At 44.3% G+C, this 22802-nt stretch carries 18 protein-coding genes, 2 tRNA genes and 2 rRNA genes; 8 read left to right on the plus strand and 14 right to left on the minus strand.

Annotated elements, in window-relative coordinates; genetic code table 11:
- The 4 genes from dnaA to ACQZ43_RS00020 all read left to right on the plus strand — a co-directional run bounded on the left by dnaA (position 1) and on the right by ACQZ43_RS00020 (position 4111).
- Positions 1-1440 (plus strand): chromosomal replication initiator protein DnaA, encoded by a 1440-nt coding sequence (dnaA, locus tag ACQZ43_RS00005; protein ID WP_430613755.1) that lies wholly within the window; start codon positions 1-3, stop codon positions 1438-1440.
- Positions 1440-1901: a low molecular weight protein-tyrosine-phosphatase gene (locus tag ACQZ43_RS00010; RefSeq protein WP_430613756.1), complete on the plus strand. Its 462-nt coding sequence runs from the start codon at positions 1440-1442 to the stop codon at positions 1899-1901. Before dnaA ends, ACQZ43_RS00010 begins: the two co-directional genes overlap by 1 nt.
- A 153-nt stretch (positions 1902-2054) precedes the next feature.
- Positions 2055-3098 (plus strand): alpha/beta hydrolase, encoded by a 1044-nt coding sequence (locus ACQZ43_RS00015; protein ID WP_430613758.1) that lies wholly within the window; start codon positions 2055-2057, stop codon positions 3096-3098.
- A 266-nt stretch (positions 3099-3364) separates the two neighbouring features.
- The gene (locus tag ACQZ43_RS00020) at positions 3365-4111 is read left to right on the plus strand and encodes an SAM-dependent methyltransferase (RefSeq protein ID WP_430613759.1); all 747 of its coding nucleotides are present in this window, start codon (positions 3365-3367) and stop codon (positions 4109-4111) included.
- On the opposite strand, the gene ACQZ43_RS00025 is transcribed toward ACQZ43_RS00020, so the two are convergent.
- The 4 genes from ACQZ43_RS00025 to ACQZ43_RS00040 all read right to left on the minus strand — a co-directional run bounded on the left by ACQZ43_RS00025 (position 4092) and on the right by ACQZ43_RS00040 (position 7505).
- On the minus strand, positions 4092-4394 hold the full coding sequence (locus tag ACQZ43_RS00025) for a DUF6787 family protein (RefSeq protein WP_430613761.1): 303 nt from the start codon (positions 4392-4394) through the stop codon (positions 4092-4094). The genes ACQZ43_RS00020 and ACQZ43_RS00025 overlap by 20 nt on opposite strands.
- Before the next feature lie 441 nt (positions 4395-4835).
- The gene (locus ACQZ43_RS00030) at positions 4836-5162 is read right to left on the minus strand and encodes a YegP family protein (protein ID WP_430613762.1); all 327 of its coding nucleotides are present in this window, start codon (positions 5160-5162) and stop codon (positions 4836-4838) included.
- Positions 5163-5536: 374 nt separating this feature from the next.
- Positions 5537-5629 carry a hypothetical protein gene (locus tag ACQZ43_RS00035; RefSeq protein ID WP_430615716.1) on the minus strand — a complete coding sequence of 31 codons (93 nt, stop codon included), beginning with the start codon at positions 5627-5629 and terminating at the stop codon, positions 5537-5539.
- A gap of 850 nt (positions 5630-6479) precedes the next feature.
- On the minus strand, positions 6480-7505 hold the full coding sequence (locus tag ACQZ43_RS00040) for a threonine aldolase family protein (protein ID WP_430613763.1): 1026 nt from the start codon (positions 7503-7505) through the stop codon (positions 6480-6482).
- 48 nt (positions 7506-7553) lie between these two features.
- On the opposite strand from ACQZ43_RS00040, the gene prfB reads away from it, so the two are divergent.
- Both prfB and ACQZ43_RS00050 read left to right on the plus strand, forming a co-directional pair.
- Positions 7554-8649, plus strand: a protein-coding gene (prfB, locus tag ACQZ43_RS00045; protein WP_430613764.1) for a peptide chain release factor 2 whose coding sequence is annotated in 2 segments (ribosomal slippage) — positions 7554-7616 and positions 7618-8649 — 1095 coding nt in all. Because the reading frame shifts where the segments join, the coding sequence is not laid out codon by codon here.
- Positions 8650-8762: 113 nt separating this feature from the next.
- Complete coding sequence (locus ACQZ43_RS00050; RefSeq protein ID WP_430613765.1) at positions 8763-9686, plus strand: helix-turn-helix domain-containing protein; 924 nt, start codon at positions 8763-8765, stop codon at positions 9684-9686.
- Here the strand turns inward: ACQZ43_RS00050 and ACQZ43_RS00055 are convergent.
- A complete protein-coding gene (locus tag ACQZ43_RS00055) occupies positions 9683-10060 on the minus strand; it encodes a DUF779 domain-containing protein (protein WP_430615718.1) in 378 nt (125 codons plus the stop codon). The genes ACQZ43_RS00050 and ACQZ43_RS00055 overlap by 4 nt on opposite strands.
- Before the next feature lie 54 nt (positions 10061-10114).
- A complete protein-coding gene (locus ACQZ43_RS00060; protein ID WP_430613766.1) occupies positions 10115-11614 on the minus strand; it encodes an aldehyde dehydrogenase family protein in 1500 nt (499 codons plus the stop codon).
- Between the two features lie 421 nt (positions 11615-12035).
- Here ACQZ43_RS00060 and ACQZ43_RS00065 point away from each other — a divergent pair, with 421 nt between their 5' ends.
- Positions 12036-13664, plus strand: coding sequence for an acyl-CoA carboxylase subunit beta (locus tag ACQZ43_RS00065; RefSeq protein WP_430613767.1), 1629 nt, complete (start codon positions 12036-12038; stop codon positions 13662-13664).
- A 60-nt stretch (positions 13665-13724) separates the two neighbouring features.
- Here the strand turns inward: ACQZ43_RS00065 and ACQZ43_RS00070 are convergent, their stop codons facing one another.
- From ACQZ43_RS00070 to ACQZ43_RS00085, 4 genes are read right to left on the minus strand one after another with little or no spacing between them, the layout of a single operon-like run.
- Positions 13725-14222, minus strand: a complete 498-nt coding sequence (locus tag ACQZ43_RS00070; RefSeq protein WP_430613768.1) for a hypothetical protein — start codon at positions 14220-14222, stop codon at positions 13725-13727.
- A 39-nt stretch (positions 14223-14261) separates the two neighbouring features.
- Positions 14262-15209: an NAD(P)-dependent oxidoreductase gene (locus ACQZ43_RS00075; protein ID WP_430613770.1), complete on the minus strand. Its 948-nt coding sequence runs from the start codon at positions 15207-15209 to the stop codon at positions 14262-14264.
- Between the two features lie 2 nt (positions 15210-15211).
- Complete coding sequence (gene serC / locus ACQZ43_RS00080; protein ID WP_430613771.1) at positions 15212-16276, minus strand: 3-phosphoserine/phosphohydroxythreonine transaminase; 1065 nt, start codon at positions 16274-16276, stop codon at positions 15212-15214.
- 4 nt (positions 16277-16280) lie between these two features.
- On the minus strand, positions 16281-17339 hold the full coding sequence (locus tag ACQZ43_RS00085; RefSeq protein WP_430613772.1) for an acyl-CoA reductase: 1059 nt from the start codon (positions 17337-17339) through the stop codon (positions 16281-16283).
- A 76-nt stretch (positions 17340-17415) separates the two neighbouring features.
- Between ACQZ43_RS00085 and ACQZ43_RS00090 the strand changes: the two genes are divergently transcribed.
- Positions 17416-17766, plus strand: coding sequence for a 4Fe-4S dicluster domain-containing protein (locus ACQZ43_RS00090; protein ID WP_430613774.1), 351 nt, complete (start codon positions 17416-17418; stop codon positions 17764-17766).
- A gap of 1460 nt (positions 17767-19226) precedes the next feature.
- Here ACQZ43_RS00090 and rrf read toward each other — a convergent pair.
- From rrf to ACQZ43_RS00110, 4 genes are all read right to left on the minus strand, one after another.
- A 5S ribosomal RNA gene (rrf, locus tag ACQZ43_RS00095) occupies positions 19227-19336 on the minus strand.
- A gap of 115 nt (positions 19337-19451) precedes the next feature.
- Positions 19452-22336: ribosomal RNA gene (locus ACQZ43_RS00100) — 23S ribosomal RNA — on the minus strand.
- 129 nt (positions 22337-22465) lie between these two features.
- Positions 22466-22539: transfer RNA gene (locus ACQZ43_RS00105), tRNA-Ala, on the minus strand.
- Between the two features lie 186 nt (positions 22540-22725).
- Positions 22726-22799, minus strand: a tRNA-Ile gene (locus ACQZ43_RS00110).
- Between the last annotated feature and the right edge of the window lie 3 nt (positions 22800-22802).

Below are 22802 nucleotides of genomic sequence, written 5' to 3' on the forward strand. Positions count from 1 at the left end.
ATGCTCGATTATACAAACAAGACTGCACAATCTGTATGGACTAATTGTCTTCTTTTTATAAAAGACAACATCCAGGAGCAAGCTTTTAAAACTTGGTTTGAACCTATAAAAGCTATAGAACTCACAGAAAACGCATTGTATATTCAAGTCCCTAGTAAATTCTTTTACGAATGGCTCGAGGAGCATTATGTCAAAATTTTAAAAGTAGCCTTAACTAAAGAACTTGGGTCGGGTGCAAAGTTATTGTATAAAATCCAAATGGAGAACACTATTGGAAACAAACAACCCTACACCGAACAATTACCCAGTGCCCAGCGAGCTCCGGTGCGAACCCAAGAACTCGACGTGCCTATTCAGAACAAAAACCCCGAATTAAAAAATCCATTTATCATACCGGGCATTCGCAATGTCAAAATCGAATCCCAACTCAATGCCAATTACAGCTTCGACAATTTCTTGGAAGGCGATTCCAACCGCTTAGCGCGCTCTGCCGGTTTGGCCGTAGCCAACAAGCCCGGAGGAACCTCCTTTAATCCGTTGATGCTCTTCGGCGGTGTCGGTTTGGGAAAAACCCACCTGGCACATGCAATAGGCGTGGAAATTAAAGAAATTCACCCCGAGAAAACCGTTTTGTATATTTCTGCGGAAGTATTTACCCAACAATACGTGGACTCGGTGCGCAAGCAAACCAGAAACGACTTTATTTACTTCTATCAGTTGATCGACGTATTGATTGTTGATGATATTCAATTTTTATCGGGAAAGGCCGGAACCCAAGATGTGTTTTTCCACATCTTTAACTACCTACACCAAAACGGCAAGCAAGTCATACTTACTTCCGACAAGGCACCGGTAGACATGCAAGACATCGAGCAACGCCTGCTGTCTCGCTTTAAATGGGGTTTATCCGCAGAAATTCAACATCCCGATTTCGAAACGCGTACCGCTATTTTAAAGGGGATACTCTACAGAGATGGGGTGGAAATGCCCGATGACATTGTGGAATACGTCGCTAAAAACGTAAAGACCAACGTCAGAGAGCTCGAAGGGGCTATTATCTCTTTAATTGCGCAGTCTTCTTTTAACAAACGTGAAGTAACCATTGAATTGGCCAAACAGGTTGTTGAAAAATTTGTAAAGAATGTCAAAAAGGAAGTATCCATCGACTACATCCAAAAAGTGGTTTCCGATTATTTCTCTTTGGACATAGAAACCCTGCGTTCCAAAACCCGTAAGAGACATATCGTACAGGCGCGTCAATTAGCGATGTTCTTTGCCAAGAAATACACCAAAGCCTCGTTGGCGAATATCGGTTCCCAGATTGGCGATCGCGATCATGCTACGGTACTGCACGCTTGTAAAACCATCGATAACCTGTTGGAAACCGACAAGCAGTTTAAGAAATACCACGACGATATCAACAAAAAATTCAATATGTAATGACTACTAAGATTCTTATGGTTTGTTTGGGCAATATTTGTCGATCTCCTCTTGCCGAGGGAATCCTTCAAGCCAAGCTTCCCATGGATTTGTTTGAAGTCGACTCCGCCGGCACTGGCGACTGGCATGTCGGTCAAACACCCGACAAGCGTTCGATTGCCATTGCCCAAAAAAATAAAATTGACCTCAGTGCGCAAAGAGCGCGACAGTTTCAGGTTTCTGATTTTGAAACCTTCGACTACATCTATATGATGGATCGATCCAACTACAGCAATGTCATCGCGATGGCCCCTCACCAACAAGCCATTGATAAAGTACAGCTGATATTAGACGAACATCCCAAAAGCCACTTATCCGAAGTTCCCGATCCTTATTTCGGCGGTGACGACGGCTTTGAGCAAGTATATCAGCTTCTCGATGAAGTTTGCCATCTGCTTTCCAAAAAATTACTAGAACATTAGTTGATAGTTGGCGTTGGTGCGCGAGTCCTCTCCTATAGTTGGTGCGCGAGTCCCCTCGCGTACCAATCAATCTATAGTTGGCGCGCGAGTCCCGCGTGCCAATAAGTCTCTCGCGTGCCAATTAGTCCTCTCGCGTGCCAAAAAGTCCCTCGCGTGCCAATAAGTCCCTCGCATACCAATCAATCTATAGTTGGTGCGCGAGTCCCCTCGCGTACCAATCAATCTATAGTTGGTGCGCGAGTCCCCTCGCGTACCAATCAAGAATTGGCTCCAAGCTTGGAAAACAACCCCTGGCTCGACATTCCCTATGCCGAATTACTGGCTAGTGACCCATTAGAAATCAGGCGACAAGAGGCGGTACTCGCCGCTCAAGAAGCGGTGGTTCCCGCACCTGCAGGACTCGTTGTCGAGAACCGATCGATACCGGGTTTACATCCGAGCAGTCCCGAGGTACGCCTGCGCGTTTACCGACAGCGGGGAGCCGAGGCCAGTCGGGTATTGCTGTATTTTCACGGTGGGGGATTTGTTTTTGGAAACCCCGAACAGTCGGATGAGCTCTTTTATCGTTTGGCACCAGATAGCGGTTATACGGTAGTTTCAGTAGCCTACCGATTGGCACCGGAATCTCCCTTCCCCGCTGCCATCGAAGATGGTTATGCGGCTTTGTTATGGCTGACTCATCACGGTAGCGAAATCGGTATTGATCCACAAAAAATCATCGTAGGCGGCAGAAGCGCAGGTGGCGCTTTAGCCACTGCACTAACCCAAATGGCTCGCGACAAAAAAGGCCCTCAGATCCACTTTCAGTTGTTGAGCTATCCAGTTACCGACTACAGTTGTTCGAGTCCTTCCATGTTAGAATTTACAGCCAGTCCGATTTGGGATTATTCTGGAGCAAAGAGTTCGTGGAAACTGTATTTAACAGACCACAGCCTTCCCGTATCTCCTTATGCAAGTCCACTGTCAGCTACAGATTTTTCCAATCTGCCGCCGGCTTTTATCATGGCCTGCGAATTGGATCCATTACGCGACGAAGCCATTGAATATGCTCAAAAGCTCCTACAAGCTGGAGTTGCCGTTGAACTGCAAGTGATACCGGGGGCCATACATGTTTTTGACGTATTCCCCTCGCGTTTAAGCGATCAATATTACCAAACTCAATTAAGAGTATTGTCTTCGGTTTTCGAAGCCCTTTAAGCGGTACCTACAGGGCCAATCGAGCAAATACAAATTACATACAAACAGCCTACAGATCGAATCTTAAAAACAGGTGAAAGCGTTGGTATTACAACACTTATATACAAACGAGGTACAAACAGCATACAAAGTGCACCATCGAAAACCAAGTACCTACAGGCGAGCTACAGATTAAAATTTCGAACGACGGCAAGTCCAATAGAATTTTTTAAGTGCCGCTCTGTTCTGCGGTTCCGATAAATAATTAGTAAATTTGAAAAAAAATCATGGATATGACTTCGACTCTAGGCAAGCTTTACTTAATCCCCATCACCTTAGGCGACGATACTCCCCCAGAGGAGGTATTGCCACAAAGCGTTAAGCGCGCCATAGAGTTGATCGATATTTACATCGTAGAAAACGAAAAAACCGCCCGTCGATTTATTAAAGCGATTTGTCCGACAAAAGTACAAGCCGATTTAATTCTGTTTCCCTTAAACAAACACACCGAAGTAAGTAGTCATTACCAATACATACAACCGCTGTTAGAGGGAAAAAACGTGGGCGTTATGAGTGAGGCTGGCTGTCCGGGTGTTGCAGATCCGGGAGCGGTAATCGTCAAGATAGCCCATGAAAAGAATATAGGTGTAGTCCCGTTGGTAGGTCCATCCTCGATATTATTATCGCTAATGGCCTCGGGTATGAATGGGCAGAGTTTTGCTTTTAACGGCTATCTACCCATAGACAAATCGGAGAAGAAAGCCGCTTTAAAAAATTTAGAAAAGATATCGTCCGATCGCGATCAGTCTCAGTTGTTTATAGAAACTCCCTACAGAAATAATCAGATAATCGAAGAGATGATTTCAGCGTTACATCCGCAAACCCAATTGTGTATTGCCTGCGATATTACTTTACCGACAGAATACATCAAAACAAAATCTATAGCAGAATGGAAAAAACACTCGGTTGATTTACACAAACGCCCTTGTATCTTTATTATACACAAAAAATCGCTTAGCGGTATAAAAAGCTAAAGCCCATGCGTTGCAGCATTTTCTTAACGAAATTCCAAAAGAATAGGCGCTGGCCGAAAACCGTTCCGAAAAACAACAATAAGACTTTGTAAACCGGCAGTATTAAGAAGATTCTCAAAAACCAATACAAAAAAGGACTCATCGCTTCTCGCGTTATGCCCAGAAAATCCAGTATGGGTTTGGTCACCCAAGAAGCGGTCGATCCTGTTATAGCAAAAACGACGAAAATAACCGCAATTTGAAAATTGGATTCAATTCCCCAGCGCTGTTTTAACTTTTCCATATTTATAATAATTCTAAACAAAACTACAATTATTTCCGATTCCAAAAAAATCAGAATTGTTAATTATATATTTTTGTTGAAACTCTTTAAAACAGCAAAGCTAGAGCATAAGATAAATCCGAGTACAGTTAACGCTTTTACGCGTAAGAGCGTTCCGCTTCCAATGCGTTTCGCCTCATAAAACACTAAATTATATACATCAAGAACTATTATAAGATAAGCTGGGGGAAAAATGCTCTGGGTTGCTTAAAGTTTGTTGTAGAGCTAACATACGCAATACCACAAAAATAGCTTCGTCTCCATCGTTAAATTTTGCATTTTTGTTATGCGTAAACCTTAGCCGCCCCTGTTTTGTTTTATGGTGTTTTACAGTTTTATATAGCTAATCACTCCATACAACCAGACCTAAATACTAGCCTTTCAACTTAGAGTGGCAATCACTTAAACCAAGTCCTCAATAATTGCCGTTGGCACTTTTCGCTTGACATTTTCAATGCCTACATTTTTATCGTCCTCCGTTTCGTACATAGGACTGGTACCCAAAACCTGATAATTGCGCCCCAACTGGTTGAAATAAGGTTCATCTCTAACCGATACCAAATCCTTAAAATTTCCCGCTGCCAGATATTTTTTGCTATTTTCAATACCTGCCAGACAATTCTCTTTGGTCGTAAAGGTCACGCTAGTCAATAATACTTCGTCACTATTCGTTTTTAAAATCCATGAAAATTGTTCTTCGCTTTCTTTTTGTATTACAAATTTTGCCATAATATCGTATATTATATAAATTACTGATGCAACCATTTACATCTTTTAGGTCAAGTTACCACAATTAAATTTACTAAGCAACTGAAAATCAAATTTATACAAAACCCATCGCTACTAAATCTGCACTAAACAGCTATTAAAACAAATAATCGTATAGCAAAATTGAAAAAAAACTGTTCTTTGCATTTCAAAGCACCCTTATATAAAGCACATTAATTAAAAAATAGACAACTACCACTGTAATCCGCTTACGAAAAAGAATACTGGTCAGTTCGTATTAAAGGTATTTTTTGTCATCATAGAGTTTTTTCTTTATACTTTGTAAAACACACTCATTTTTAAGAATTACCTACCATTTACATCGTCCTTAGCAGTCACATATTCAAAATACACCCCCGGTCATTTACACTTAGGTCGAGCTTAAAACCAAAGAACCTGCCCACCATAGACGTCCCTACGGTAGCGATGTCTTTGAAACCTTATTGTGTTTAACCCGCTTGCTTTTGCATCTCCTGATAGCAGTAGAATCGACCAATGAAATTCCTGTTTACTTACCTAGGCAATACGTTTTTAAGACTAGGGTCTTGGGTAAATCGGTTTTTTGCATCAGCTGCGAAAAGCGGTTATAGGAAAGTGGATTAAGAATTCGGATTGCAAGTGTTTTTAAACATAATTCAAATAAAAGTATTTCCTCTTTCGACATCCATCCCATTGGAAGAGTATCATCAGGGTAATTATTGCGCTATTCGACATGCGTGGCTTCCGCTCTGGAGCATTTCCTATGAAATCCGGACTAATAGAGGCTTCAAATTGAATACAAAACTCAGCGGTTAAGTAAACATTTTTAGTAATCTTATCTACGGAGATGCGCACCATGAAACATGTTAAGCACTTTAAAATCAGATACCCAACCGCAAGAATAAGCTTGTTCATCACCTATTTAAATTCAAAATAAATCACTCCGATTTTGCAATTTTTTTAATAGAACTCCGGTTACATATAAAAACAACCACAAACAACTAAAACGCTCTGTTTTTTGTTGCATATTTTGCAGCAAATCAGTTTACTTTCAAAAAGGTATCGGATACGCTATACTATTCAAAACAGCTCGATATAACCCGACTGATTAGTAAAAGAAAATCGTCCGTATGTTTTTTTCTCCCAGGTAAACTATCTACGTACTGATTCTTATATTCTCTAAGTAGTATTTAGGATGAATAAAAAAACAGTAGTAAACCGGAGCCTACTACTGCTTAATAACAAAACTTTTAATACTGATTTACCGACAGTATTGAGATTGGATTTATTACGAGTCACCTAAATATCTAAATTCGTGAGGGTTTCCATTACATATTCATGCATGACCTCCCGATAATCCAAATGCGTCACCATGCGTAACAAACCGCCCCCCATGGTACTGATTAAGATGTTTTTAGCCTTTAATCGTTCCATCAAAACGCTGGGACTATACCCTTCCTTTAAATTAAAGATTACGATGTTGGTTTGCACCGGTTCCACGTGTTTCACCCATCCCTTCTTAAGCAATAACAACTCCAACTGCTTGGCTCTATAATGATCGCGTTGCAAGCGGCTCACATTGTTCTTGAGGGCGAATAAACCCGCTGCAGCCATATAGCCCGTTTGGCGCATACCTCCGCCAAAGAGTTTTCTCAGGCGCATGGCCTTTTGCATATCCGCTTTGGATCCCAACAGTACCGATCCCATGGGAGCACCTAAGCCCTTGGACAGACAGACCGAAATGGTATCGAAGAGTTCGCCAAATTGACGGGGATGCAATTGTTTAGCTACTAAGGCATTCCACAATCGGGCGCCGTCTAAGTGGTATTTCATTCCGGTTTCCACACAGACCTGTTTGATCTTGACCAACTCGTTGATGTCATAGCACGCCCCTCCTCCTTTATTGGTGGTGTTTTCCACGCAAACCAGCGTAGTTGCGGCATAGTGCACATTGGAATCGTCGGTATAAGCTTCCCGAACCTGATCCGCATTGATCCGCCCGCGGTTTCCCGCCAACAAGGTACAAGCGACCCCACTGTGAAAAGCAGGTCCGCCCGACTCATAGGCATATACATGCGAATCGCTGTCGCAGATCAAACGCTCGCCCGGATTGGTGTGCAGTTTAATGGCGACCTGATTGGCCATGGTACCGGAAGGAAAAAACAAGGCGGCCTCCATTCCAAATAAATCGGCTATTGTCTTTTCTAATTCATTGGTACTTTCGTCCAATCTATATACGTCATCACCCACTCTGGCCTTCATCATGTATTCCACCATTTCGGGGCTTGGTTTGGTGATGGTATCGCTAACTAAATTAATTTCCATATTTCAAAAAGGAATAACTATTTTTGTGGCTATAAAAGTAAGGAAATTATGATAAACACTGAACATGTAAAGAATATTATTGACCGGCTTGGTGCCTTAAGACGATATCTTTGACGTCGATCAGAAATTAATAGAAATTGCCAACGAAGAAGAGAAGACTTTTGCTCCTGATTTCTGGAATCACCCCAAGGAAGCGGAAATACTGGTCAAGAACTTGCGTTCCAAAAAGAAGTGGGTGGAGGGTTATCAAGAAGCTCAAAACAGCTTGGAAGAACTGCAGTTGTTGCTGGAGTTTTATGCCGCAGCAGAGGTCGATGAAGCCGAGGTTACCGAACATTATCGCGATACGATAGCATTGATCGAAAACCTGGAGTTCAAAAACATGCTTTCCGACGAAGGAGACAGTCTCAGTGCGGTGATACAGATCACTGCGGGAGCTGGCGGAACGGAGAGCTGCGATTGGGCGGCTATGTTGATGCGTATGTATATGATGTGGGCGGAAAAAAGCGGGTATAAGATCAAGGAACTCAACTTTCAAGAAGGCGAGGTAGCCGGTGTAAAAACCGTGACCTTGGAGTTCGAAGGCGAGTTTGCCTTTGGCTATCTAAAAGGCGAAAACGGCGTGCACCGCCTGGTGCGCATTTCCCCTTTTGACAGCAATGCCAAGCGACACACCTCCTTTGCCTCTGTATATGTGTATCCCTTGGCGGACGACACCATACAAATCGACATCAGTGCTTCGGACATCTCTTGGGAAACCATGCGATCGAGCGGTGCCGGTGGTCAGAACGTCAATAAGGTAGAAACCGCCGTGCGCCTGCGTCACCATCCGACGGGAATTATCATTGAAAACTCGGAAACGCGTTCGCAATTGGACAACAAGACCAAGGCCATGCAGTTGCTAAAATCGCAATTGTATGAAATTGAACTAAAAAAACGCCAAGCCAAGCGCGACGAGATTGAGGCCAATAAGAAAAAAATCGAATGGGGCTCTCAAATCAGAAATTACGTCATGCACCCTTATAAATTGGTTAAAGACGTGCGTACACAACACGAATCAACCGATGTGGATTCCGTGATGAACGGCGACATCGACCAATTCCTCAAAGCCTATCTCATGATGATGGGCCAAAGAGAAGATTAAAACAGCTACGGGATTTAGCGTTCTAAATCCCGTACTGATTTAAAAGACCGATTTTAACAAAACTATAAAACATTTTCGGAAAACATTTTGTAAATTCATCATTCAACTGTATAATGGATATCAAAATGCTCCCTTTTTCTACTCCTTCACTTGCGCATTCCCAACTAAACGAGGACTTCACCGAAGGACATACCGTTTGGAAAACCGATAATTGCGAAGTGTATTTTACCGAAATTCACCAGGCGATGCACCGCATACCGTTGAATTTTACCCAACCGGTGTTCTCTCACATCATCAACGGCTATAAAAAAATACGATTAAAAACCCAGGATTCGTTTAGCTTCCACAAAAATCAAACCTTGATACTGCCCAAAAACAGTGCACTTCAGGTCGATTTCCCTCGGGCTTCTCCATCGCAGCCCACTCAGTGTACCACCATAGCGATCAATCCGGAATTTCTACGCGAAAAAACGCAGTATATCAACGAGACCAGCCCCAAGTTAGACCACGAATGGTCTTTGGGTTTGCAGGGGCATTCCATAGTGGAAAATGCCGCAATCCATCGGCTCTTTCAAAAAATAACGTGGGATCTACGGGGAAAGGAGAAAACGACTCAAGACAATTGGGAAGATACGCAGCTCGAACAGCTGTTGTTGGGCGTTATGCAGCAACAAAACAGATTGCTAACCGCTGATCAGGGCAAAAAGAAACCCTCGCTGATTCAGTCGTTGGTGACATTTATCGAGGAAAACCCCGAGAAATCGGGTAATTTAACGCAGTTGTGCAATCAGGCTTGTATGAGCCCATCTACGCTATACCGCTATTTTAAACGGGAACTCGGCATCAGTCCGATCGAGTTTATCATTGAACAGAAACTCAACAAAGCCAAAGAAATATTGAGTTCTCCCTTTATCTCCATCAAAGAAGTGAGTTATCTCAGCGGTTTTGAAGACAGCAACTACTTCATTCGCCTGTTTAAAAAACACGAGGGAATCACCCCAAAACAATACCAAGAGTTGTGCGCCAGGGAGTGCTAACTTTCGATGGCCAATAGCGGCTCTAAGCGGGTTTCTTCCTCTGGGGTATAAATTCTATAATCGATTTTAAAGGTCTTTCCCAGCGGCACTTCCAACGAAAAACCTCCGGTGCCATAACCCTGTACTACGTCTAAGGTGTAGTGGGCGTGTTTCCAATATTCAAACAGGTCTTTATCCATCCAAAACTCAACCCCTTCAATTTCGCCTACACACACATCGCCCAATCGCTTGAGTATACCGCCTTTGTGTAGACACAAGGGTTGCGTGCCCTCACAGCAGCCTCCGGCTTGGTAAAACATCAGTTCGCCGTGTGCGGCTTGCAATTCTCTTATCAGTGCAACAGCCTCGGCTGTCGCTTCAATTCTCTTGATCATCATAGCTCCAATAAAAAAAGAGCTGCTTTGTACAAAGCAGCTCGAGTGTATAATTTAAAAAAGACCTTGTTTGTTTTTGTCATACGAGATCAGCATGTTTTTAACTTGACGGTAATGGTTGAGCATCATCTTGTGGTTTTCACGACCAAATCCCGATTGTTTGTAACCGCCAAAAGGGGCACCTGCCGGATAGGAATGGTATTGATTTACCCATACTCTACCCGCTTGAATCGCTCTTGGCACTTGATAGATCTCGTGTGCATCGCGGGTCCAAACCCCTGCACCCAATCCGTAAATCGTATCGTTGGCAATCTCAATGGCTTCCTCTGTGGTTTTAAAAGTGGTCACAGCCAATACCGGACCGAAGATTTCCTCTTGAAAGATACGCATTTTATTGTGTCCCTTAAAAATAGTGGGCTTGATATAATAACCGCCTTCCAAGCCCGGGATGGCATTAGCCTCTCCTCCAGTCAGCAGCTCAGCACCTTCTTCTTTACCCAATTTGATGTACGACAATATTTTTTCGTACTGCACTTTAGAGGCCTGCGCCCCCATCATGGTGGTGGAATCCAATGGATTTCCAAACTTAATGGCCTCGGTGCGTTCGATTACCTTGGCGATAAACTTGTCGTAAATAGACTCGTGTACCAATAAGCGCGAAGGACACGTGCACACCTCTCCTTGATTAAAGGCGAAGAGCACGGCACCTTCAACGGCTTTGTCAAAAAAGGCATCGTCGTGGTCGGCTATAGAAGGGAAAAAGATGTTGGGCGATTTACCTCCCAATTCCAAAGTAACGGGAATCACATTTTCAGAGGCGTATTGCATGATCATTCTACCCGTAGCAGTAGATCCGGTAAAGGCCGCTTTGGACACTTTCGGATGTGCAACGAGATGACGGCCCATTTCTGCACCAAATCCATTGATTACGTTTAACACGCCCGGTGGCAATAGCGAACCAATCAACTCCATGACAATCAGGATTGAAATCGGCGTGCTTTCTGCCGGTTTTAACACTATGGTATTTCCCGCGGCCAAAGCCGGTGCCAGTTTCCAAAATGCCATAAGCAACGGAAAGTTCCAAGGAATAATCTGAGCAATCACGCCCAAGGGTTCTTCCAAGGCTATGGATACGGTGTTTTCGTCCAATTCGGTAATCGAGCTCTCTTCCGATCGGATCACCGATGCAAAATAGCGTAAGTGATCGACGGCCAAAGGCACATCTGCACCTAAAGTTTCGCGTACAGCCTTACCGTTATCAATGGTTTCGACCGCTGCAATATACTCCAGATTGTCTTCCATTACCTGGGCGATTTGGTGTAAAAGCGCACTTCTGTCTTTAGAAGAAACCTTACTCCATGTTTTAAACGCCCGATCTGCGGCTTCTACTGCCTGATCTATATCTTCTTTTCCGGAATGTGCCGCTTGAGAAAATACCTTCCCATCTAAAGGTGAAATAACATCAAAATACTTACCGCTTGCTGGAGGCACGAATGCACCGTTGATATAATTGTCGTATTTTGGCTTAAAATGGGGTTTCTGAATGATACTCATAGGGGATAATTTTTATAGTTGTATTCCAAAGTTAACCCATAAAAAAGCAAGTCGATAGCATTATTCGTTCAAAAAATAACCGCTGTGCAAGAAATTCCACGCCTTTCGCGGACCTCGACGCCGTTAAAAACCGACCGGAACTCGACGAGCCAACCGATATCCATCCCTAGTAACCCTGGCAAAATGGCCGTTAAAGCCGTTGTTAGCAGCAAATCGGTTTGTCAATCCGCCTTTGATCGATTAATTAAACAACTACGATGCGAGCAGTTCACCTCGGCATTTTTCCCCCTTGGCAATACCGCAGACCGTTAATCGCAATACGTCAATTATAACTTGTTTAGTAGCTGTTTTAATTATAAAGGATTTTGTATTTTAGCAGTCAAGAATAAAACATTAACAATCAAAATAAGGCCTATATAATATGGATATTAACTTCAATAAAAATGAAGACCACAACAAGTTGCTTTTATCAGATTTAAAACGTCTATATGCAAAAGTAAAACTAGGTGGTGGAGAAAAGCGAATTGAAAAGCTCCACCTATCGGGAAAGCTAACCGCCAGAGAACGTATTGATTACCTATTGGACACCGACGCCAAATCCATTGAAATCGGTGCCTTTGTCGGCGATGGTATGTATGAGGAACACGGGGGTTGCCCGTCTGGAGGTGTGGTGGTTAAAATCGGTTATATCCAAGGCAAACAGTGTATAGTCGTTGCCAACGACGCCACGGTAAAAGCAGGTGCTTGGTTTCCCATCACGGCAAAAAAGAATTTGAGAGCGCAGGAAATCGCTATGGAAAACCGGCTTCCCATCATTTATCTCGTAGATAGTGCTGGGGTATACCTTCCCTTACAAGACGAAATTTTCCCGGACAAAGAACACTTTGGCCGTATATTTAGAAATAATGCCCTGATGAGCAGTATGGGAATTACCCAAATTGCTGCGGTTATGGGCAGCTGTGTTGCCGGAGGGGCCTATTTGCCGATCATGAGCGACGAAGCCCTTATCGTTGACAAAACCGGCAGTATTTTCCTTGCGGGTAGTTATTTGGTCAAAGCGGCCATTGGCGAAAACATCGATAACGAAACCCTGGGTGGTGCTACAACGCATTGCGAAATATCGGGGGTAACCGATTACAAGTCCAAAGACGACAAAGATGCTTTGGACACCATAAAAAACATCATTGGAAAAATAGGCGATTTTACCAAAGCGGGTTACAATCGGGTAAAACCCTTAAAACCGGCCTTGGATCCCAACGATATCTACGGCATACTTCCCAAGGCGAGAACCGAGCAATACGACATGATGGAAATCATCAAGCGCTTGGTAGACGATTCGGAATTCGAAGAGTACAAAGCGGGCTATGGCCAAAGCATTATTACGGGCTATGCGCGTATCGATGGTTGGGCAGTTGGAATCGTTGCTAACCAACGAAAAGTGGTGAAAACCAAAAAAGGAGAAATGCAGTTTGGCGGGGTAATTTATTCCGATAGTGCGGATAAGTCGACTCGATTTATAGCCAATTGCAACCAGAAAAAAATACCGTTGGTCTTTGTACAAGACGTCACCGGTTTTATGGTGGGCTCCAAATCGGAACACGGTGGAATTATCAAAGACGGCGCAAAGATGGTCAATGCGGTGAGTAACTCCGTGGTTCCCAAATTTACGGTAATCGTCGGCAATTCTTATGGAGCAGGAAACTACGCCATGTGTGGAAAGGCCTACGACCCCCGATTGATCTTTGCTTGGCCAAGTGCCGAATTGGCCGTTATGGGCGGTTCGCAAGCGGCTAAGGTATTGTTGCAAATCGAAGCTTCTTCACTCAAGGCCAAAGGGGAAGAAATCACTCCGGAAAAAGAAACCGAAATGTTTAACAAAATAAAAGAGCGCTACGACAAGCAGGTTTCGCCCTATTACGCGGCTTCCAGATTGTGGACCGATGCGATTATCGATCCCTTGGAAACCCGTACATGGATTTCTATGGGCATAGAAGCCGCTGATCACGCGCCAATCGAACGCGCCTTTAACTTGGGTGTCATTCAAGTATAACCGCTTTCGAAAAGGACTAAAAAAAAACGCTAGAACATTCATTCTAGCGTTTTTTTTTATCTATTTGAAGAAGCCCTTCAGTGCGGAAACCGCATCGTCCAAGCCTACTTTTCCATCTTTGTTTTGATCGAGTCCCAAACCGCCGAGCGAATCCAAAAGTCCCGAAGAACCCGAACCCCCTGCTAGCGACCCCATCAAATCCGTCATCGACAAATTGGAATCCTTTGCCTTGGTAACCACCATACCGATGATCTGCGGCACTACGGAACCGGCAAAATTATTGGCTACTCCAGAATCTATTCCCAGCTTGCTCGAAAGGGTCCCCACCAAATTTGAAACGATAGATGTTACCGCTCCATTGGAGGCTATATTCCCGGATCCTTGAAATAAATCGGTCAATTGGCTAAAATTTCCATTGGTGATGGACTCTTTTAAACCCGAAACAATCGAGCCTCCCGTAGCTTGTACGACAGACGAGGTCAGCTCAGAAGACATTCCCTGTGCTCCAGCTTCTTTTGAACTGACTTGTTCAATGATTTGTTTAATTTGCTCTAACATAATTTTTCGATTTAAAAACTAATCTAAGTTACTTAAAATTTATTCACACTTAGCGAATAATTCACATATTTCGAGCCAAATTAGTTGTTGTACCTCATTAGATGCCCCATTAATGTTTGGCGATAGGGAAATTCCCGGTTGCATCAGTACTTGTATGGCCGGATTGGGTTCCTCTTCAAAACGGTCCAATCCCGCAAATAATATCTTTTCATCGTTGAGCAAATCGACTAAATGTACCTCGTTAACCGCTTCGGGATAGGCGCAGTTGATCACACCTATTAGGTGTATCGCCTTGTCAAACGCCTCTTTATTCAAAATATAGCGTTCAAAGTGCGTGGTGTGCACGCTGAGAAAATGGGCCTGCTCCAATACGGCATCCATCGATATCCCGTCTAGTTTCATCTCGAAGTGCATACCGCCTGCCAGAACGACTTCCCGGCGAACCGCCGCGATATCCGCATCCCAATACACCACATGCATCCCCATACCGAGAGCCTTTTGAGCCACCAACTGTCCGGCCGGGTTCATGCCGATTATACCCATGGTTTTTCCAGCCAATTCCACGCCATTGGCATAGGCTTTTTGGAGTCCCTTAAAATTTACTTCGCCCTCTAAGGGCATATTTCTATTGGATTCCTGCAGCAATCTACTGCCGGTGAGCAAATGGGCCATAACCAACTCCGCGGTCGCATTGGCAAGGGTTTTCTCTGCCCACATGACCTGTACCCCATGGCGTACGGCATAGTCGATATACTCCAAATCAATCTGACTGTCCGCGATGATGATATACTTCAATCCCGCACAGCTGTCGATGAGCAATCGGGTGATTTTGCGTCCCTTTTGAAGCAGTAACACCGCAATCTCATGGGTATTGATGTAATTGGCCAATTGCTCTTGCGCCACTTTTACTTGTATGATTTCAAATCCGCGCACCTTTAAATCGTTTTCTACAAAAACGGGTAGTGTCTCACTGACTAATATTTTCATGATCATGCTTTATGTTTAAGTTGTTCCAGTACTTGTACCAGAACATCGACACTCTCTATAGGTAGGGCATTGTACATCGATGCGCGATACCCCCCTACATTTCGGTGCCCCTTTATATTTACTATATTCGCCTGACGACAGCACTCGTCAAATACCGCGTCCAAGCTGTTGTCTTTAAATCGGAAGGTCGCATTCATCTTGGAACGAAATTCCCGTTCCGCCATGCCCGTTATCATATCCAAACCATCAATGGCCCGATAAAGGCGGTTTGCCTTCTCCTCGTTCTTGGCTTCTATGGCAGCAACTCCACCCAAGTCGTTTAACCAACGCAGGTTTAACAAACTGGTATACACCCCAAACACATTGGCCGTATGATAGAGATTGTCGTGATTGAGGTGTTGCTGGTAATCCAGCATACTGGGAATCGACCGACCGGTCTTGCCCAGCACCTCATTTTTAACCACAACCAAACTCGATCCCGCAGGACCGATGTTTTTTTGCACTCCGGCATAAATGACATCGAATGCACTAAAGTCCAAGACCCGCGAAAAAATATCGGAACTCATGTCGCACACCAAGGGAACGCTAGCCTGCGGCACAGCGGTAAACTGCGTGCCGTATATGGTGTTGTTCGAAGTAAAATGCAAATAGTCAAACTGCGAATCCACGATAAAATCGGTGGGTATATAACTAAAATTCCGATCGGCTGAAGACGCGATAACCGCGACTTCGCCAAATGCACGGGCTTCGGCAATCGCCTTGGTAGACCAAGTTCCCGTATTGATATAAGCGGCTTTGCTGCGCATGAGATTGACGGGTACCCGCAAAAATTCCATACTCGCGCTGCCCTGTAAAAACAAAGCACTGTATTGGGACGCATCCAAATTCATCAGTTTCAACACCAAATCCCTGGCTTCCTCCAAAACGGCGACAAACGCACTGCTGCGATGCGATATTTCCAAAATCGACAAGCCTGAATTTTCGAAATTCAATACGGCTTCGGCGGCCTGACTGTAAACAATCGACGGCAACACACACGGTCCGGCACTAAAATTATGCATCTTCATACCCTTATAGTTTTAGTAAGAAGCTCAGGGTATCCACACCATCGGCATAATCCCACAATCGCGGAAACTGCGTTTGCCCAAAGGGAATGGAATCCGCAATGAGGTCATTGGAAACGATACACTGAATCTTTTCTTCATCGCGTATTAAGTCGTTTTTAAGCTGCTCCACATCGTCGTAATACTCGTAAAAAACCGAGGATATCGGCGATGCAAAGGAGGTGTCTTCCTTGATGGTCAAAAACTCGTTGTCCAACAGTTTAAAATTGCTCATCAAAAACACCGCTTTGTTGTAATCGTAATTATTGGAGTACTTCTCGTAGTGAATCACCTCTTGAAATTCGAACATCGCCTTAAAAAATGCGTCGAAATCATAAGCTTTCGGAACGTACAGCTTGGATACGTTGCGGCATCCCAAACCGAAAAACGTGAAGATATCACTGCCCAAGCCAATTAGCTCATCCTGCGTTTCCGCACCGTTTAACACAGCAACCGAATTTCTGTTTTTTCGGATGATGTTGGGCACCTTGCTAAAATAGTATTCAAAATAACGGGAGGTGTTATTGCTTCCCGTCGCGATCACCGCATCGAAATCCGCCAAACGCTCTTCGACAAAGTGAATGCGCTCCGCAAAAGCCGGTTGTACCAAACACAAATACTCCGCTAATATCGGCAAGAGCTTTTGATCGTTCGAAGACATTTTTACCGACACCCTATTTCCGGAAAACAACACGGATAAGAAATCGTGAAAGCCCACTAAAGGGATGTTTCCAGCCAATATCAGCCCGACATTTTTTAGGGGTTCCCGCTCGAAATCATAAGGCAAGGCCCACTGATCTAGCTGCTGCTCCGTCAATGCATCACTCCATGAGCGCACGGCGATTTGTACCTGATCTAAGGTGAACCAGCCGTTGTAATGTACTGCCGAGGCCATCGCCTGCTCAAAACGCGTAAAAAACGCCTCATTACCCACTAGTTGCTCATCGCGTACATAGGGAGTCTGAGAAAACTGTTTGAGAAAATGTCCTAAAGCTATAAATGCGGTTTTTTTATCGTCTAAAATCATATTGATTTGTTTGTGAATTGTTTTGGGCGTATTTTTGTAACAAAGTTACATATAATAAATATAAAAGATATAAGCTATGGCAATCATAATAACTGACGAATGCATCAACTGCGGTGCATGCGAACCAGAATGTCCAAATACAGCGATATATGAAGGAGCAGACGACTGGAGATATAAGGACGGTACCCGTCTATCCGGCAAAATCGTTCTACCCGATGGAACCGAAGTGGATGCAGAAGAGGCACAAGATCCTATTTCTGACGACTTATACTACATAGTACCCGGAAAATGCACCGAATGTAAAGGTTTTCACGAAGAACCTCAGTGTGCAGCGGTATGCCCCGTAGATTGCTGTGTACCCGACGACAATCACGTCGAAAGCGAAGAAGTTCTCTTACAACGACAGGCATTCTTACACGATGAATAAACAAAAAACCAGACCTTACCGTCTGGTTTTTTTGTTTATCCTTGGAAAAACTTTACCTAGGGCTTATTCGTTGATTTGCGGATGCGCGGATGCGCCTTAGTTTGCGGAAAGGATTTAAGGATTGCAATTTTTATTCGGAAAACGAACTCCAAGAAAACGCTTATTCGCGGATTTGCGGATGCGCGGATTTGCGGATTCGCTGATTTGCCGATGCGCAAATTCGCCTTGGTTTGCAGAAAGTATTAAATAGCTGCATTTTTTATTCGGAATTGAACCCAAGGAAAAGCTGATTCGTTGATTTGCCTTGGCGCTTATTCGATGATTTGCGGATGCGCGGATGCGCCATATTTTGTACAAAGGATTTAAGGATTGCAATTTTTACTCGGAATTGAACCCAAGGAGAAGCTGATTCGTTTATTTGCGGATGCGCGGATGCGCCTTAGTTTGCGGAAAGGATTTCAGGACTACATTTTTAATGCGGAAAATAACTCCTTTACGCAACCTCGCTAAAACGCCGCTCGCGCCAGCATCTTGCTGGTGCGCACAATTAAAAGCCTATTCGTTTATTTGCGGATGCGCGGATGCGCCTTGGTTTGTAGAAAGTATTTAATTACTGCATTTTTTATTCGGAAGTTGAACACCTTTACATCAACTAGTGAATAAATAACTCTGCTAGTGACTAACCATTTCTACAAAATGCATATTCTACTGACACCCCTCGAATAAACGAATCAGCAAATCAACGAATCAGCAACAAACATAAATAGGTACCAGCGTGACGCTGGCACCAGCGAATAAAAGCCTATTCGCTTATTTGCCGATGCGCGGATGCGCCTTGGTTTGCAGAAAGTATTTAATTACTGCATTTTTTATTCAGAGACTGAGTTTGTTTATGCAAATATCGAATAAGGAAAAGCCTATTCGCTTATTTACGGAAGCGCGGATGCGCCTTGGTTTGTAGAAAATATACCAGGACTGCGTTTTTAATTCGGAAAAACGAACTCCTTTACGCAACCTGGCAAATCAGCGAATAAACAAATCCGCGAATAAGCCAACAATACAATAGGTACCAGCGAATAAAAGCCTATTCGCTTATTTGCCGATGCGCGGATGCGCCTTGGTTTGCAGAAAGTATTTAATTACTGCATTTTTTATTCAGAGACTGAGTTTGTTTATGCAAATATCGAATAAGGAAAAGCCTATTCGCTTATTTGCGGATGCGCCTTGGTTTGCAGAAAATATACAAGGACTGCGTTTTTAATTCGGAAAACGAACTCCTTTACGCAACCTGGCAAATCATCGAATCTGCAAATCATCGAATCTGCATAAAACAAAAAACCCTCACCAAATAAATGATGAGGGTTCTCAAAAGAAAGGCGACGAACCGAGGCCAAAGGCCGAACACGTCGCTCCATATAAACAAAAAACCCCTAGTCTGTGAAGACTAGGGGTTCTCAAAAGAAAGGCGACGACATACTCTCCCACATAAATGCAGTACCATCTGCGCTAACGGGCTTAACTGCTCTGTTCGAAATGGGAAGAGGTGAGCCCCGCTGCAATAACCACCTTAAATCGGTTGTTATCCAAGGGTTTGGAATAACGAATATCGTAACATACGAAGATATTTAAATACGTGTATTGTATAAGTAGAAAGTCATCCTGTCCCGTTTAAAAAACGGGACAGTACACATAAGCTTACGGGTTATTAGTACTACTCGACTATGACATTACTGCCTTTACATCTATAGCCTATCAACGTGGTCATCTCCCACGACCCTTTAAAGAAATCTCATCTTGTGGTGGGTTTCGCGCTTATATGCTTTCAGCGCTTATCCCTGCCAAACGTAGCTACTCTGCGATGCCCCTGGCGAGACAACAGATACACTAGAGGTTTGTCCAAATCGGTCCTCTCGTACTAGAATCAGATCCACTCAAATTTCTAACGCCCGCAGTAGATAGAGACCGAACTGTCTCACGACGTTCTGAACCCAGCTCGCGTGCCACTTTAATGGGCGAACAGCCCAACCCTTGGGACCTTCTCCAGCCCCAGGATGTGACGAGCCGACATCGAGGTGCCAAACCCCCCCGTCGATATGAGCTCTTGGGGGAGATCAGCCTGTTATCCCCGGCGTACCTTTTATCCTTTGAGCGATGGCCCTTCCATGCGGAACCACCGGATCACTATGCTCTACTTTCGTACCTGGTCGACTTGTTAGTCTCTCAGTCAAGCTCCCTTATACCATTGCACTCTACGCACGGTTACCAAGCGTGCTGAGGGAACCTTTAGAAGCCTCCGTTACTCTTTTGGAGGCGACCACCCCAGTCAAACTACCCACCAAGCAATGTCCTCCATTATATGGAGTTAGATCTCAAATAAGCAAAGGGTGGTATTTCAACAATGACTCCACAACGCCTAGCGACGCCACTTCACAGTCTCCCACCTATCCTACACATCACTTATCCAAGAACAATACTAAGCTATAGTAAAGGTGCACAGGGTCTTTTCGTCCCACTGCGGGTAATCGGCATCTTCACCGATACTACAATTTCACCGAGCTCATGGCTGAGACAGCGTCCAGATCGTTACACCATTCGTGCAGGTCGGAACTTACCCGACAAGGAATTTCGCTACCTTAGGACCGTTATAGTTACGGCCGCCGTTTACTGGGGCTTCAATTCAATGCTTCTGATTGCTCATAACATCTCCTCTTAACCTTCCAGCACCGGGCAGGTGTCAGGCCCTATACTTCATCTTACGATTTTGCAGAGCCCTGTGTTTTTGATAAACAGTCGCCTGGACCTCTTCACTGCGGCCAGCTTGCGCTGGCGACCTTTCTCCCGAAGTTACAGGTCTATTTTGCCTAGTTCCTTAGCCATGAATCTCTCGAGCACCTTAGGATTCTCTCCCCAACTACCTGTGTCGGTTTACGGTACGGGTACTTATAATCTAAGTTTAGAAGGTTTTCTTGGAAGCCCTTAGGCACACTATCTACTTGTCCGTAGACTCGCAGTACTATCGATCTTTGCCATTCCAAACGCATTTTACTATCTGGAATATAGCTACAATCTTCAACGAACTATTCCGTCAGTTCGCGGTGCTTTCATCACTCCGTCACTCCATCACAATTATAAGTAGTACGGGAATATTAACCCGTTGGCCATCGACGTCCCCCTTCGGGTTTGCCTTAGGACCCGACTAACCCACAGCTGATTAGCATAGCTGTGGAAACCTTAGTTTTTCGGTGTGCGGGTTTCTCGCCCGCATTATCGTTACTTATGCCTACATTTTCTTTTCTAATTAGTCCAGCAAGTCTCACAACTCACCTTCAACCCCATTAGAATGCTCCCCTACCACTTACAAACCCTTGTCTGTAAATCCATAGCTTCGGTAGTATACTTATGCCCGATTATTATCCATGCTCGTCCGCTCGACTAGTGAGCTGTTACGCACTCTTTAAATGAATGGCTGCTTCCAAGCCAACATCCTAGCTGTCTGGGCAGACAAACCGCGTTTTTTCAACTTAGTATACATTTGGGGACCTTAGCTGATGGTCTGGGTTCTTTCCCTCTCGGACATGGACCTTAGCACCCATGCCCTCACTGTTAGTGAACATTATATAGCATTCGGAGTTTGTCAGGAATTGGTAGGTGGTGAAACCCCCGCATCCAATCAGTAGCTCTACCTCTATATAACTTTATAACTAACGCTGCACCTAAATGCATTTCGGGGAGTACGAGCTATTTCCGAGTTTGATTGGCCTTTCACCCCTACCCACAGGTCATCCGAAGACTTTTCAACGTCAACCGGTTCGGTCCTCCATTTAGTGTTACCTAAACTTCAACCTGCCCATGGGTAGATCACACGGTTTCGCGTCTACCACTACTGACTAAAGCGCCCTATTCAGACTCGCTTTCGCTACGGATCCATGGCTTAACCACTTATCCTTGCCAGCAACGGTAACTCGTAGGCTCATTATGCAAAAGGCACGCCGTCACCCCACTTAAGGGCTCCGACCGCTTGTAGGCGTATGGTTTCAGGATCTATTTCACTCCGTTATTCACGGTTCTTTTCACCTTTCCCTCACGGTACTGGTTCACTATCGGTCTCTCAGGAGTATTTAGCCTTAGCGGATGGTCCCGCCAGTTTCAATCAGGGTTTCACGTGCCCCGACCTACTCAGGATACCACTATTCTTATCTTCCATTACTTATACGGGACTGTCACCCTCTATGGTCAAGCTTTCCAACTTGTTCTAATTCTGTCCGCAAGAAATCTCGTGGTCCTACAACCCCAATATTGCCGTAACAACATTGGTTTGGGCTGTTCCGCGTTCGCTCGCCACTACTTACGGAATCACTTTTGTTTTCTTCTCCTCCGCCTACTTAGATGTTTCAGTTCAGCGGGTTTGCCTCCTATCGGATACTATGTCTTCAACATAGTGGGTTGCCCCATTCGGATATCTACGGATCAATTCGTGTGTGCCAATCCCCGTAGCTTTTCGCAGCTTATCACGTCCTTCTTCGCCTCTGAGAGCCTAGGCATCCCCCATACGCCCTTATTTTGCTTATGTGCTTGTGTAATCGATCGAAATCAATTACGTGCTTTCTATTATTTTTATTGTATTTAAATATCTCAATATGTCAATGAACGTGTGGCGAGTCGCCACAGACAATTATTTCTGTGTGACTTTATGCCGTAGTGGAGAATATCGGAGTCGAACCGATGACCTCCTGCGTGCAAGGCAGGCGCTCTAGCCAGCTGAGCTAATCCCCCAATGTCGTTTTATCGGTGTTTATTCCAAACGGAGTCGGGTTAGTCAACCTCTAAAATTTCCTTTCAATAAAAGTGTGTTTTTCCTAGCTATTAGCCAGTAATGCCCGCGTCTGACGTTGTCCTTTGCCGTTTTGTTTGCGCAAAATGCAGACAAAATGATCAAAAGTTTACCTCAGGCGTAGCCTGTAGTCCCGGGCAGACTCGAACTGCCGACCCCTACATTATCAGTGTAGTACTCTAACCAGCTGAGCTACGAGACTCTG

Origin of the sequence: Flavobacterium sp. JP2137, from assembly GCF_050562195.1 — a bacterium.
Lineage (GTDB): Bacteria > Bacteroidota > Bacteroidia > Flavobacteriales > Flavobacteriaceae > Flavobacterium.

Coding starts and splice junctions, on each gene's coding strand:
- ACQZ43_RS00025 (WP_430613761.1), bottom strand. CDS start 4,394: ATGGAAAAGTTAAAACAGCGCTGGGGAATTGAATCCAATTTTCAAATT.
- ACQZ43_RS00085 (WP_430613772.1), bottom strand. CDS start 17,339: ATGATTTTAGACGATAAAAAAACCGCATTTATAGCTTTAGGACATTTT.
- ACQZ43_RS00070 (WP_430613768.1), bottom strand. CDS start 14,222: ATGTTAGAGCAAATTAAACAAATCATTGAACAAGTCAGTTCAAAAGAA.
- ACQZ43_RS00030 (WP_430613762.1), bottom strand. CDS start 5,162: ATGGCAAAATTTGTAATACAAAAAGAAAGCGAAGAACAATTTTCATGG.
- ACQZ43_RS00050 (WP_430613765.1), top strand. CDS start 8,763: ATGGATATCAAAATGCTCCCTTTTTCTACTCCTTCACTTGCGCATTCC.
- ACQZ43_RS00060 (WP_430613766.1), bottom strand. CDS start 11,614: ATGAGTATCATTCAGAAACCCCATTTTAAGCCAAAATACGACAATTAT.
- ACQZ43_RS00055 (WP_430615718.1), bottom strand. CDS start 10,060: ATGATCAAGAGAATTGAAGCGACAGCCGAGGCTGTTGCACTGATAAGA.
- serC (WP_430613771.1), bottom strand. CDS start 16,276: ATGAAGATGCATAATTTTAGTGCCGGACCGTGTGTGTTGCCGTCGATT.
- ACQZ43_RS00020 (WP_430613759.1), top strand. CDS start 3,365: ATGGATATGACTTCGACTCTAGGCAAGCTTTACTTAATCCCCATCACC.
- ACQZ43_RS00075 (WP_430613770.1), bottom strand. CDS start 15,209: ATGAAAATATTAGTCAGTGAGACACTACCCGTTTTTGTAGAAAACGAT.
- ACQZ43_RS00090 (WP_430613774.1), top strand. CDS start 17,416: ATGGCAATCATAATAACTGACGAATGCATCAACTGCGGTGCATGCGAA.
- ACQZ43_RS00010 (WP_430613756.1), top strand. CDS start 1,440: ATGACTACTAAGATTCTTATGGTTTGTTTGGGCAATATTTGTCGATCT.
- dnaA (WP_430613755.1), top strand. CDS start 1: ATGCTCGATTATACAAACAAGACTGCACAATCTGTATGGACTAATTGT.
- ACQZ43_RS00065 (WP_430613767.1), top strand. CDS start 12,036: ATGGATATTAACTTCAATAAAAATGAAGACCACAACAAGTTGCTTTTA.
- ACQZ43_RS00040 (WP_430613763.1), bottom strand. CDS start 7,505: ATGGAAATTAATTTAGTTAGCGATACCATCACCAAACCAAGCCCCGAA.